This window comes from Rahnella selenatireducens, assembly GCF_046449555.1.
GTDB classification, from domain to species: domain Bacteria; phylum Pseudomonadota; class Gammaproteobacteria; order Enterobacterales; family Enterobacteriaceae; genus Rahnella; species Rahnella selenatireducens.
The window spans coordinates 1-12,327 of record NZ_JBKEZJ010000006.1; the positions used below are offsets into that span (position 1 = coordinate 1).

At 53.0% G+C, this 12,327-nt stretch carries 11 protein-coding genes; 7 read left to right on the top strand and 4 right to left on the bottom strand.

The window, feature by feature from the left end; translation table 11 throughout:
• Nucleotides 1–34: 34 nt before the first annotated feature.
• A complete protein-coding gene (locus ACLBVC_RS11465; RefSeq protein ID WP_195814977.1) occupies nucleotides 35–727 on the bottom strand; it encodes a TetR family transcriptional regulator in 693 nt (230 codons plus the stop codon).
• Nucleotides 728–837: 110 nt separating this feature from the next.
• Here ACLBVC_RS11465 and ACLBVC_RS11470 point away from each other — a divergent pair, with 110 nt between their 5' ends.
• The 5 genes from ACLBVC_RS11470 to ACLBVC_RS11490 all read left to right on the top strand — a co-directional run bounded on the left by ACLBVC_RS11470 (nucleotide 838) and on the right by ACLBVC_RS11490 (nucleotide 6,445).
• Nucleotides 838–1,671 (top strand): sugar phosphate isomerase/epimerase family protein, encoded by an 834-nt coding sequence (locus ACLBVC_RS11470; protein WP_410149709.1) that lies wholly within the window; start codon nucleotides 838–840, stop codon nucleotides 1,669–1,671.
• A 102-nt stretch (nucleotides 1,672–1,773) separates the two neighbouring features.
• Nucleotides 1,774–2,217: a fructose PTS transporter subunit IIA gene (locus tag ACLBVC_RS11475; protein WP_410149710.1), complete on the top strand. Its 444-nt coding sequence runs from the start codon at nucleotides 1,774–1,776 to the stop codon at nucleotides 2,215–2,217.
• A 14-nt stretch (nucleotides 2,218–2,231) separates the two neighbouring features.
• Nucleotides 2,232–3,686 (top strand): PTS fructose-like transporter subunit IIBC, encoded by a 1,455-nt coding sequence (locus ACLBVC_RS11480; protein ID WP_410149711.1) that lies wholly within the window; start codon nucleotides 2,232–2,234, stop codon nucleotides 3,684–3,686.
• Entirely contained in the window at nucleotides 3,676–4,755 is a 1,080-nt protein-coding gene (locus ACLBVC_RS11485) for a zinc-binding metallopeptidase family protein (protein ID WP_410149712.1), read from the top strand. The genes ACLBVC_RS11480 and ACLBVC_RS11485 overlap by 11 nt, the downstream gene beginning before the upstream one ends.
• A 22-nt stretch (nucleotides 4,756–4,777) precedes the next feature.
• Nucleotides 4,778–6,445, top strand: coding sequence for a PTS sugar transporter subunit IIA (locus ACLBVC_RS11490; protein WP_410149713.1), 1,668 nt, complete (start codon nucleotides 4,778–4,780; stop codon nucleotides 6,443–6,445).
• Here the strand turns inward: ACLBVC_RS11490 and yieH are convergent.
• Nucleotides 6,435–7,100, bottom strand: coding sequence for a 6-phosphogluconate phosphatase (gene yieH / locus ACLBVC_RS11495; RefSeq protein ID WP_410149714.1), 666 nt, complete (start codon nucleotides 7,098–7,100; stop codon nucleotides 6,435–6,437). The two genes, ACLBVC_RS11490 and yieH, sit on opposite strands and share 11 nt — an antisense overlap.
• A gap of 152 nt (nucleotides 7,101–7,252) precedes the next feature.
• Between yieH and ACLBVC_RS11500 the strand changes: the two genes are divergently transcribed.
• The gene (locus tag ACLBVC_RS11500; RefSeq protein ID WP_410149715.1) at nucleotides 7,253–8,590 is read left to right on the top strand and encodes an NCS2 family permease; all 1,338 of its coding nucleotides are present in this window, start codon (nucleotides 7,253–7,255) and stop codon (nucleotides 8,588–8,590) included.
• 83 nt (nucleotides 8,591–8,673) lie between these two features.
• Here ACLBVC_RS11500 and ACLBVC_RS11505 read toward each other — a convergent pair whose 3' ends face one another.
• Both ACLBVC_RS11505 and ACLBVC_RS11510 read right to left on the bottom strand, forming a co-directional pair.
• Nucleotides 8,674–9,243 carry an NADPH-dependent FMN reductase gene (locus ACLBVC_RS11505; RefSeq protein WP_410149716.1) on the bottom strand — a complete coding sequence of 190 codons (570 nt, stop codon included), beginning with the start codon at nucleotides 9,241–9,243 and terminating at the stop codon, nucleotides 8,674–8,676.
• A 93-nt stretch (nucleotides 9,244–9,336) separates the two neighbouring features.
• On the bottom strand, nucleotides 9,337–10,056 hold the full coding sequence (locus ACLBVC_RS11510) for a 4'-phosphopantetheinyl transferase family protein (RefSeq protein WP_410149717.1): 720 nt from the start codon (nucleotides 10,054–10,056) through the stop codon (nucleotides 9,337–9,339).
• 324 nt (nucleotides 10,057–10,380) lie between these two features.
• Here ACLBVC_RS11510 and ACLBVC_RS11515 point away from each other — a divergent pair, with 324 nt between their 5' ends.
• Complete coding sequence (locus ACLBVC_RS11515) at nucleotides 10,381–12,276, top strand: methyl-accepting chemotaxis protein (protein WP_410149718.1); 1,896 nt, start codon at nucleotides 10,381–10,383, stop codon at nucleotides 12,274–12,276.
• The last annotated feature ends 51 nt before the right edge of the window (nucleotides 12,277–12,327 follow it).

The window sequence follows — 12,327 nt, forward strand, 5'->3', positions numbered from 1 at the left end:
CTCTTACGAGGCCTTTTTGCTGTCTGCTGGCGCGTTATTTCATCACATACCGCAGTGCCACCACCACCGCCAGCTGGCGATAATGCGCGACCTGCAAATCCACTTCGTCAGGATTTTCGAACAGCGCACCGAACGTGTACTGGTTCGCGACCTGATGCACACACAGGCTGCTGATCAGCCGGTGAACGTCGCGCGCCTGGGAATCTTCCTTAAATAAATGGCTCTGTTTTCCGCGTTCGAGAATATCTTCCAGCAGCGTTAACGCCGTTTTGTTGATTTCGCGGATGCTGGTGGACTGACGGATAAACCGGCCGCGTAGCATGTTTTCTGTTGATACAATGCGGATGAATTCAGGGTGAGAAACGTGAAAATCGAAGCTGGCTTCCACCAGTTTGACGATCGCTTCCGCAGGGGGAAATGACGATAAATCCAGATCCAGCTCGTGCTGACGGATACCGCGATAAACGTGCTCCAGCACCAGCATGTACAGGGCTTCTTTGGTCTTATAGTGATAGACCACCATACGTTTTGTGGTGCTGGCGTTTGAGGCGATATTTTCCATACGCGCGCCCATCAGGCCGGATTCAGCGAATTCAGCCAGAGCACTGTCGAAAATGCGCTGTTTCAGTCCTATCGGATCATTTTTACGTCCCGGCGCCGGGGAACTTTGGCTGCTCAGCGTCATATCCTCATTAATAACCTCAATCTCGCCACAGAGATTAACCATTGATTCGCTCAGTTACAATCTGTGCGTTCATACAAGCCGCCAACACTTGACGAATGCGGCATGAAGGTCCACTACTGTAAGTCTCGAAGCCTGACAAAAAGGACGCTATTTTGCCTGCTACCACCCGGTTACGTTCTATTGCGACAGTTTCAGTACCAGGAACTCTGCCCGAAAAACTCACTGCCATCGCGGCGGCGGGGTTTGATGGCGTGGAGATTTTTGAAGATGATTTACTCAAAAGCCCGGTTAAACCCATCGCCATCCGGAATCTGGCGGATTCGCTCGGATTGCGGATTTTCCTGCTACAGCCTTTCCGCGATTTTGAAGGCGTTCAGCCGGAAAAGCGTAATGAGAAGTTTGCCAGCGCGCGCCGGCAGTTTGAGCTGATGAATGAACTGGGCTGTGACCGCTTGCTGGTTTGCAGTAATACCGACCCCGAAAGTTCGGCGGAGCGCGATATCCAGATTGCCGATCTCGCCGCTCTGGCCGAAATGGCGCAGCCTCATGATATCCATATTGGCTTTGAGGCGCTGGCGTGGGGGAAACACATCAACCGTTACCGGCAGGCATGGGATCGCGTGCGTGAAGTGAACCATCCGGCGCTGGGGATTGTGCTCGACAGCTTCCATATTCTCGCCGTCGGCGACAACCTCGACCGTCTGGACGAAGTGCCGCTGGAGAAAATCAGTTTCCTGCAACTGGCCGATGCGCCGTTCAAAGACATGAATGTACAGCAGTGGAGCCGTAGTTACCGATGTTATCCCGGCCAGGGCGACCTGCCGCTGGTGGATTTTGTCAGCACGCTGAACCGCAAAGGCTTTACCGGCCCGTGGTCGCTGGAAATCTTTAACGATAAAACCCTGCCACTGGCGGATGGCCTGAGTTCCCTGAGCGAGCTTGAAAAACGGATGCAGGCTTACGTTCAGGCCTCTCCCGAAGACTGATTCATCGCCAATATGTCATTCGTGACGCGACATATTGGGGAGCATTCAATCACTGCGCTTTCTTTATACTGAAAACACTGTTCTCACACGGATGTTTTCACCATGACACTTATTACGTCTCAGGCCATCAATCTTTCCCTTCGCGGCCAAACGCAGACTGAAATCCTCAATGAACTGGCCGAAATGGCCGTCAGCCTGGGAAAAGTCAGCGATCCCCAAACCTTTGCACTGGCGCTCGCGGCTCGCGAACTTCAGGGTTCCACCGGCTTCGGCGACAGTGTTGCACTGCCACATACCCGCTCGGCCTGCGTTATTGCGCCCGGCATTCTGGTTGCCCGGACGCCGCATTCTGTCGCGTGGCACGCGTCTGATGATGAGCCGGTATTCTGCTGGTTATGTCTGATGATCCCTGAACAGGGAGCCGTGGCCGATACCCAGTTGTTATCAACACTGTGCCGCAAAATGGTCAATCCGGATTTCACGGCCGCGCTTAAAACCCGTGATGAACGCGGCATTCTCGAACTGATCCTCAGCGCTATTTCCTGACAGGAGGTCGGACAATGAAAGATAACTGGACGCTCGTCGCCGTGACCAACTGCCCGGCGGGTATTGCGCACACCTACATGGTGGCCGAAGCGCTGGAAAGAAAAGCGCGTTCGCTCGGACACGACATTAAAGTCGAAACGCAGGGAGCCAGTGGCGTGGAAAACAGGCTCACCGCAGAGGAGATTGAATCTGCGGATTTTATCATTCTGGCGCTGGGCAGAACCCTCAGTGAAGACGATCGCTGCCGCTTTGCCGGGAAACGTGTACTTGAGATGAAAATCTCTGATGCGCTGAAGAATATTCCGGTGATCTTCAACACGCTGGAAGAAAATGCGCAGCTGATGAAAGAGGCGACGCAGACGTCCGGCGTCAGGCTGGGTCAGCAACCGGTGAAAGCTGACAGCCTCATGAATCATCTGATGGCCGGCGTATCTGCAGCTTTACCTTTTGTTATCGGCGGCGGTTTGCTGGTGGCGATGGCGAATATGCTGGTGCAGATGGGGTTGCCCTATATTGCGCAGGGAAATGGCGTTTCGCCGTCATTTACCTGGATTGTGGAATCAATCGGTTACCTCGGATTCAAATTCATGATCCCGATAATGGGCGCGTACATCGCCAGTTCCATTGGGGATAAACCGGCATTCGCACCGGCTTTTCTGGTGAGTTATCTGGCGAATGACAGCGCGATGCTGGGCACCAGCTCCGGCGGGGGCTTTCTCGGTGCGGTGATCCTCGGGTTAAGCATCGGATATTTTGTCCGGGCATTCCGTAAAGTCCGGCTCGGAAAATCACTCCAACCTCTGCTGGGCTCAATGTTGATTCCGTTTGTGACGTTGGCGCTGTTTGGCTTGCTGACGTATTACCTGATTGGGCCGGTAATGGCCAGCATGATGGAGTTCCTGCTGCACCTGCTCAATACCATTCCTATGTCGATGAAACTCGGTGCGGCCTGTCTGGTTGGGGCGATGCTGGCGTTTGATATGGGCGGGCCGGTCAACAAAACCGCGTGGTTCTTCTGTTTTTCATTGCTCGATAAAGGAGTTTACGACTGGTACGCCATTGTCGGCGTGGTCGCGCTGATGCCACCGATGTCTGCCGCACTGGCGACGTTCCTTGCACCACGTCTGTTTACCGAACAGGAACGGGGCGCTGCTGTGAGCACGCTGGTGGTGGGGGCAACGGTGGCGACGGAACCCGCCATTCCCTATGCACTTGCGGCTCCTTTGCCGATGATCACCGCCAACACGCTCAGTGGCGGAATGGCGGGCATGTTAGTGATCGCCTTCGGTATTCAGCGACTGGCTCCGGGGTTGGGCGTTTTCGACCCGCTGATTGGCCTGATGTCACCGTGGTACAGCTTCTATCTGGTGCTGGGCATCGGGCTGCTGCTCAATGTGGCCTTCATCATTATTTTCAAAAGCTGGTGGATGAAACGCCAGTCGTTAAGGGCAACAGCACATGCGCACTGATATTTTAAATGACGGCTTACTGGAAAAACTGACGCTGGCTTCCGGGGTCAGTGGTGACGAGCAGGAAATCCGCGAAATTTTACATCAGGCAGTAAAATCTCATGCCGCAGAAATCACATTTGACGGGCTGGGCAGTTTTATTGCCCGTAAGGGCAATAGCGGGCCCAAAGTCGCGCTGATCGCGCATATGGATGAAGTCGGGTTTATTGTTAAGCATATCAAAGCAGAAGGGTTTATTTACTTTGATACGGTCGGTTCGTGGTGGAACCAGAGCATGCTTAACCATCGTGTCGAAATCAAAACGTCCTGCGGGGAAAAAATCCCCGGTATCATCGGTTCTGTCGCGCCTCACGCGCTGAGTGATGATGATAAAAATCATCCGATGAACACTGAAAAGATGTTCATTGATATTGGCGCATCATCGGCAGAACAGGTCAGAGAGAGGGGCGTTTCAGTGGGCGATTTTATCTGCCCTGAGCCGTTCTTCAGCGCGTTTGGTGATGATGGCATCATGGCGAAAGCGCTGGATAACCGCGCGGGTTGCGCCGTGGTGGCGGAGGTTTTCCGTCAATGTCAGAACCCGGATATCCAGCTTTACGCTGTAGCGACAGTCCAGGAAGAAGTGGGTCTACGGGGCGCGCAAAGCTCAGCGGAAACGGTGAAGCCCGACATCGCGATTGTGATTGATACTATGGTGGCGGGAGATACGCCGGGGATCTGCCCGATTGCGTTTCCATTGAAACTCGGCGCAGGCCCAGCGATTTCTTTATTCGATAAGCGTTACATTGCTCACCGTAAATTAACGCAGCTTGTGAAGAATACCGCAGCGGAACAGGGCGTTAATTTGCAATTTTGCACACTGAAAACCGGTGCGACTGACGGAGGACGCTATAACGTCATGGGCGGTGGACGGCCCGTGATTGCGTTGTGTTTGCCGACCCGTTATCTCCACGCTAATGCATCGGTCATTTCTGCCACGGATTATGACGCGCTGATCCGAATGGTCCTCTCTCTGGTTAATCATTACAGCCAGGATGTACATCATCAGGTGACGCAATTTATCGGCTGACCGGCATTGCAGGAATACAAGGATGTTGAATCCCCGACAGAAAGAGATTTTGTCAGCGCTCAGCCACCAGCGGATCAGCGGCCAGGTGCTGGCAAGGCGCGCACGTATTTCTGTGCGTACCTTGTTGCGGGATATTGATTACATTAATTACCGGTTGGGCGCAGCCGGTAAGATCCTCTCTGGCGCAGAGGGGTATCAGTTGCTAGTTGAAGACGGGCGAGATGTGGATCGCCTCTTGGGAAACGCTGAAGATGCCCTCTTTCTGGCACTCATTTTCAATGCCTGTCTGCCGCTGGAATCTTTGGCGGCTAAACTTCGGCTCAGTAAAACCGCAGTGACTGAAATCATCCGTTCATTGCGAAATAAGTCCCGCTCGCGCCCGCTGATTGGCTCACGACCTAAACACGGCCACTCGCTTTTGCTCGACGAACAGCAAAAAACGTTATTGCTGGCGAATCTGATAATCCGAAACCCGGCCTGTTGCGGCGAACGTTGCGCGAAGGCCTTCAGCGAGCGCGTCATGTCTGCGCGTCCGCTCTTAACTACGCTGGATTATCCTTTCGGTACGCCGGTTTTTCTGGTTGCGCTGGAGTTGGCGGTTGAATACCTTCCTGCAACCGGTCTTTCTATGGCGAGAATTCTGGAGCCGCTGCGGCGCAAACTTTCGGGCATAACGCCAGAGGCCATACGTGCAGTGCTGACGCGCATCGCGACGCCGTTGCCGGGGCTGATCGATGAGGAATTGATCGCCCAGCTTACCGCCCATATTCAGCGTTCTGTGGCTTGCCCGATGATCCTGCCGGTCGCGTCATTGCATGATTTTCGTAAAATCAAAACGACGTACCCGCAGGCTTTTGATTTCAGTTTGTCTTTCGTGCGCGAACTGAACCAAAGCCTGGCTGTCGATTTTTATGAAGATGACTGGGCGGGATTGTATTTCGCTTGTGCGCTGGAGCGGACGCAATCTGCGGCACTGAATCTGGTTATTTATGCTGAATATCTGTCGATGGCGACGCTCAACAAAGAGATCATCGAACGGGAAATCAGTGGGGTGAACGTGATCATCGCCACGCATCCGGAACAGATGATCGCCTGCCTGCATCACCAGAAAGTGGCGCTGATCCTGAATAATCACCGGCAATTCCCGGACCTGAAAAATGCCCCGGCGGTGTGGTCAGTCAGTGAACTGGTCGGGCATCGTGAACTGGAACAACTGCGTGCCCGGCTGGCCGGACTGATGCTTTATCAGCACAGCGCGGTTTGCTTCCCGAAAGATCTGTCTTTTACTTACGCCAACTCGCCGCAGGAAAACTGGCAAACTGCTATCGGTGGGATCTGCCAACATCTGGTCAGGTGTGGTGCGCTCACCTCCGCAGAGTCGGACCTGATTGTGGCGCGTGAGGCACAGGGCGAAAACCTGATCATTAATCATCTGGCTGTGCCGCATTGTTCCGGCCAGCGTGAACAGCCTTTTATCGGTATTTTTGTGCATCTGGAAAACCCGCTGCTGATTGAACGTCAGCGGGTACATAACGTGCTGGTGGTGTGTGTCAATGCCAGAGGGCGACAGGATCTGAAAATGTTCAGCCATCTGGCCGATGCGCTCAACGGTTGCGACAGTGCGCAGGTGCGCGGACTGACGACACACGCAGGTTTTATGCAGTGCTTAAATCAGCCCCTTAACGCGTAATCTGATAACCCTTTTCACGCCAGATTGCAGGCAGTTCGCGCATGTCGTGGAAAGTGGTCACAAGATTATGATCCAGCGGCGGGTTGTGCGGATCGGCGCAGTAATAGAATACGGGGATCCCGGCGGCGATACCGGCCTGTGCGCCGGCGACGGAATCCTCAACCAGAATGCAGGCTTCCACCGGGACGTCCATCACTTCAGCAGCTTTGTATAACACCGCCGGATCGGGTTTCCAGCGCTGCAAATCGTAGCCACTGAACAGCTTATCGCCCATAAAATGCAGCAATCCGGTCAGGCCGAGAGAGTGCTGCATTTTGGTGACAGGGCCGTTGGAGACAACGCACATCGGCACGGTGATTTGTTCGAGCAATTCGCGCGCACCGTCGATCGGCTGGAGTTTACTGTCAAAGAGGCGGGCAACGTGCTGGCGAAAAACGACTTCCATCTCCTCTTTCGGCACATCAATCCCCTGTTCTTTATTGATGATGGCGATGATTTCGTAAAGCTTTACGCCTTTGTATTTTTTATACATTTCGTCAAAAGAAACCGTCACACCAAAATGTGCAAACATCTCGACATAGGCTTCACAGCACAGCAATTCGCTGTCTACCAGCGTTCCGTCGCAATCAAAAAAGACACATTGAATCCCCGTCATACTTCCTCCCTTTGAGTGTTTCATCTTTTCGCGTGGTTTATGGCACTGTACCCGAAGGATAGATTTAATCCCACACATCCAGTGCTGGCGCTTTCCGGCTAAAATCCTTAGGATACCCCCCGATTGTTTTTCCTCCATTTTGGAACTCACTAATGAGCACACCACACAGCAATGCTACCGGCGGAAAAAGCCTGGCTGAACGTCTGTTTAAACTGACGCAGCACGGCACCACGGTACGCACCGAAACTATCGCCGGTTTAACCACTTTCCTGACCATGGTCTACATCGTTTTCGTGAACCCGCAAATTCTGGGGGTCGCGGGCATGGATAAACAGGCCGTCTTTGTGACCACATGTCTGATTGCCGCGTTCGGCAGTATCCTGATGGGTGTGATTGCCAACCTGCCGGTTGCGCTGGCGCCAGCAATGGGTCTGAACGCCTTCTTCGCCTTTGTGGTGGTCGGTGCGATGGGCGTTTCCTGGCAAATCGGGATGGGCGCTATTTTCTGGGGTGCCGTTGGCCTGCTGCTGCTGACGATTTTCCGTATCCGTTACTGGATGATCGCGAACATCCCGGTCAGCCTGCGCGTGGGGATTACCGCCGGTATCGGGCTGTTCATCGGCATGATGGGACTGAAAAATGCCGGAATTATTGTGGCGAACCCGGACACCATCGTCACTATCGGTAACCTGACATCTCACAACGTGCTGCTGGGCGTGCTGGGCTTCTTCATCATTGCGGTGCTGGCGTCACGTAACTTCCACGCTTCCGTTCTGGTGTCGATCGTAGTGACGACGGGCATTGGTCTGGCGATCGGAGACGTGCATTACAACGGTTTCTGGTCGATGCCGCCGAGCATCACCACCGTTGTCGGTCAGGTTGATCTGAAAGGCGCGCTAAATATCGGTCTGGCGGGCGTTATTTTCTCCTTCATGCTGGTAAACCTGTTTGACTCCTCCGGTACGCTGATTGGCGTCACGGACAAAGCCGGTCTGGCGGATGAAAAGGGTAAATTCCCGCAAATGAAACAGGCGCTGTACGTCGACAGTATTTCCTCTGTGGCGGGCGCTTTCATCGGGACATCTTCCGTGGGTGCATATATCGAAAGTACGTCCGGCGTTTCTGTGGGTGGCCGTACAGGTCTGACTGCCGTCGTGACCGGTTTGCTGTTCCTGCTGGTGATTTTTATTTCTCCGCTGGCGGGGATGGTGCCGGAATATGCGGCAGCCGGTGCGCTGATTTATGTGGGCGTTCTGATGACCTCCAGTCTGGCGCGCGTTTCATGGGATGACCTGACAGAAGCGGTTCCTGCTTTCGTGACCGCAGTAATGATGCCGTTCAGCTTCTCTATCACTGAAGGTATTGCGCTGGGCTTCATCTCTTATGTAGTGATGAAACTGGGCACAGGCCGCTGGAGAGAAATCAGCCCGTGTGTGGTTGTTGTCGCCCTGTTGTTTGTGCTGAAAATCGCGTTTGTTGACGGGCATTAATCCGCTCGCGATTTGTTGAAAGCAAAAAAACAGCCCGCCACTTTTCTACGTTGGCGGGCTGTTTGCATTTCAGTGCATGAGAGTTATTTGCTGACGCGGTGCGTATAGTCAGCAAATGCAGTCAGCTGGCTCTTAAGGAAATCCAGCGTCCCCTGATCGGAAACTTCACCGGTTTTCTCGTCCACTTTGTTCTGGATGACGCCACCCATAAACTCAGGTTTGTTCATCACCATCGCGTCGAGGAAGACCAAAATCTGGCGCAGATGATACTGGCAACGTGCGCCGCCGACCGGCCCCATGGAACTGGTCTGAATCAGCACAGGTTTGCCTGCCAGAGGCTGGTTTGGCAAACGGGAAATCCAGTCGATGGCGTTCTTGAGGCCACCGGGAACGGAATAGTTATATTCCGGTGTCACGATGATCACACCGTCCGCCTGGCGGATTTGCTCTGCAATCGCGTCTAAATCGGCCGGGAATCCTTCTTCCTGCTGAATATCAGCATCGTACAACGGCAGAGTACCAATAGACGGTAACGCTTCAATGGTGACGCCCTCCGGCGCGACTTTCGGCAGCGTGCGCGCGACCATGGCGTTGTAAGAGGCTTTACGAAGACTGCCTAACAGTGTGACAAATTTCAGTGGTTGAGCTGACATGATTAACTCCTGTTTTGGATGACTCTCTGATTCTTACCTTAAACGAAAAACGGCTCAGCGTTACACAAGGTTTTGGAAAACATCAGTGAAGTTTCATTTGGCTGGCGGCAGACTGGTGAACTTCATAAAATGTGGCGATTCGGATTGCTGGTCAGAAGACAGGGTTTGCGTGCGGGTGAAACCATTTTCCGGTTCATAGCGCCAACACTGTAAACGGATTATCGACGGCGACTGCGCGCAGGCCCAGGTAATCGACCCTTCAATATCACTCATCACCTGCGCTTCCGGTGTGACGATCGAACGCAACCGCCCGGAAGCCGGATTCATGCTGAGTGTCAGCGGGCCTTGCTCGTTCAGGCCGGACATCTTCAGCATACTTTGACGAATACACCACAATTGTAGCGAGGATTCCACGGGGTCGGACTGCATGGCAATCCAGGTTTTTTCGACTGCTGAGAGTTGCTGCTGTGGGTTGACCAGTGCGCTGCGGGCATGAATGATTTCGAGATCAAGGCCGACTTTTCCTTCACTGCTGATCAGAACACCGACGGTGCTGCCCGCATACGCAAGGCTGAAGTCGGGCAAATCGGAGGATTCAAAGCTTGGGCGGCCACTGGGCAATGTGATTACGTGAGGAAGTTCCGCGATACCGTAAAGGTAGAAAATGATTTCAGCCAGCAGGACGCGGCCGTTTAAGAAGCGTCTTCGCTGTTTATCAGAGAGATGTCTTGCGGACATCACAATACTTTTGGGCAACCGGTGTGTATCCGGTTCGGCTTCCGTTACAGCCCATCTTGCAAAATGGCACGCCATTGTTCACTCCATGATTAATGGTTCGACCGTATTTTCTCTAGATTCAGAAAGAATAACATTAAGAGAAATCATTAAAAACCGCTTAAACCCCGCGCCACTGCACACTTTTTTTACTTTTCAGAAAGTTTTTCATAACCATAAAGTGAAAGTAATCACAGTATTAACTTCGTATTGAGAAAAAATCTCATCGGGACGATGTTCTGGATTTTCACTCAAAGGATCTGGGTGCCAGATATATCTACTATAGCCTCATAAAGAAACGTCAGAAAATGCCGTTATTAGTTAAGCAGCGATCTCGCTGCTTTGCCTGTGAGTTACCCTAAAATGTTAAAAACAACGCAATCCCGCTTTATCGCATTGATCAGCTTGTTTTTTATTGTGCTGGTCATCGTCACGCTCATTGTGATCCAGGTCTTTGTCGCTCCTCAGCTGAAACAAACAGAAAGCACTCTGGTTGCGAATCAGGTTGATGATATCGCCGTCGTTATCAACGACCGGCTGAACAAAGTGGAATCTCAGGTGCGTACCATCACTCAAACCGTCGCACAAATGGATAGCGACAGCATTGACCGGCTGTTGCCCGCGCTGGTTGATCAGTATGGTGATTCCGCCGTATTTGGCGGTGGGATCTGGCCTTTGCCGAATCAGCGTGATCCGGCAAAAATTAAATTCAGCACCTTCTTTGCGCGTAATAATAATAACCAGCTGACGGTCAATACGTTCTGGAACAGCGCTGAATCCCCAAATTACTTCGAGCAGTCTTGGTATCTTGCGGCCTCAAAAGGCGAAAAGGGTCAGTGTGTCTGGGCTCCCGCCTACTTTGATGACGCCAGTCCCCAGCCGCGAACCAACTGCGCGATGCCGATTTATAAAGGCGATAAACTCTGGGGTGTTGCCACCGTTGACGTCACGCTGGGCTTCTTTAATCAGCTGGTGGCGGAAATGGAGAAAAAGGTCCAAGGCACCATTTATATCGTCGAAAAAGACGGCAAAATTGTTGGCAGCAGTCATTCAGGCGACGAAAAGTTACCCAAGCTGACTTCTCTGGGCGAACAATCTCCGCTGGCGATGCAGATCCGTAAAAGCCTCGACCAAATCAATAATAGTTCAAGCCTGATTGCGGACTACGACAATAACGGCACGTCCCACACAATGTTCATGAGCAACATTCAGGGGCCGTGGTATATCGCGACCGATATGCCGACCCGTCAGTTACTGACGCGTACGCACGGTATCCTGGAAAGTCTGGGTATGGTGCAAATCCCGATGGTGATTTTACTGCTGGTGGTTCTGATTGCGTCGATCAAAATCTTTATGCGTCAGCTGGATGCGCTGTATAAAAATATCAGCCAGCTCTCCGCCGGTGGCGCGGATCTGACCCGTCGTTTGCCGGAAAGCCGCAGCCCTGAATTTAACCGCGTAAACCAAAGCTTCAACCAGTTCCTGTCATTCCTGCAATCGATTCTCCGTCAGGTCGGTGACAGCAGTCTGGCGATTACGTCGGCGTCGCGTGAAATCGCCAGCGGTAACATGGATCTCTCCGGTCGAACGGAAGAACAGGCAAGTTCCATTGTTGAAACCGCGGCGTCCATGGAACAGCTGACCAGCACCGTGAAACAGAACGCCGCCAATGCCGAAGGCGCTAACCAGCTGGCGCGTGATGCGTCTGCAGTGGCGCAGAAAGGGTCGGATGTGGTGAAACAGGTGGTCGATACCATGGGTTCGATCACACGTTCATCACACAAAATTGTCGATATCATCAGCGTGATCGACGGTATTGCTTTCCAGACCAACATTCTGGCGCTGAATGCCGCCGTAGAAGCGGCGCGTGCCGGTGAACAGGGGCGCGGTTTTGCCGTCGTGGCCTCCGAAGTGCGCAGCCTGGCACAACGTTCCGCAACGTCCGCCCGTGAAATCAAAAAGCTGATAGAAGATTCTGTCGCGGATATCTCCACCGGCAGCCAGCTGGTGGCAACGGCAGGGACGACGATGGATGAAGTCATGGGCGGTGTGAATAATGTGGCGACGCTGATGAACGAAATCATGTCTTCCAGCCAGGAGCAAAGTCTTGGTATCGAGCAGGTGAACGTTGCAATCACCCAGCTGGATAACGCCACTCAGCAGAATGCGGCGCTGGTGGAACAGGTTTCTGCCGCCGCTCAGGCCATGCAGGATCAGACGGTTCAGCTGGAAACCGTGGTGGCAGGCTTTAAACTCTGATTGTCTTTTTGCATCGTAAATTGAACGGTAAGTGAGCGATTACTTACCGTT

Bases quoted from the DNA above. Each gene is read 5' to 3' on its own strand.
- ACLBVC_RS11465 (WP_195814977.1), bottom strand. From the start codon at position 727: ATGGTTAATCTCTGTGGCGAGATTGAGGTTATTAATGAGGATATGACG.
- ACLBVC_RS11475 (WP_410149710.1), top strand. From the start codon at position 1,774: ATGACACTTATTACGTCTCAGGCCATCAATCTTTCCCTTCGCGGCCAA.
- ACLBVC_RS11480 (WP_410149711.1), top strand. From the start codon at position 2,232: ATGAAAGATAACTGGACGCTCGTCGCCGTGACCAACTGCCCGGCGGGT.
- ACLBVC_RS11485 (WP_410149712.1), top strand. From the start codon at position 3,676: ATGCGCACTGATATTTTAAATGACGGCTTACTGGAAAAACTGACGCTG.
- ACLBVC_RS11490 (WP_410149713.1), top strand. From the start codon at position 4,778: ATGTTGAATCCCCGACAGAAAGAGATTTTGTCAGCGCTCAGCCACCAG.
- yieH (WP_410149714.1), bottom strand. From the start codon at position 7,100: ATGACGGGGATTCAATGTGTCTTTTTTGATTGCGACGGAACGCTGGTA.
- ACLBVC_RS11500 (WP_410149715.1), top strand. From the start codon at position 7,253: ATGAGCACACCACACAGCAATGCTACCGGCGGAAAAAGCCTGGCTGAA.
- ACLBVC_RS11505 (WP_410149716.1), bottom strand. From the start codon at position 9,243: ATGTCAGCTCAACCACTGAAATTTGTCACACTGTTAGGCAGTCTTCGT.
- ACLBVC_RS11510 (WP_410149717.1), bottom strand. From the start codon at position 10,056: ATGGCGTGCCATTTTGCAAGATGGGCTGTAACGGAAGCCGAACCGGAT.
- ACLBVC_RS11515 (WP_410149718.1), top strand. From the start codon at position 10,381: ATGTTAAAAACAACGCAATCCCGCTTTATCGCATTGATCAGCTTGTTT.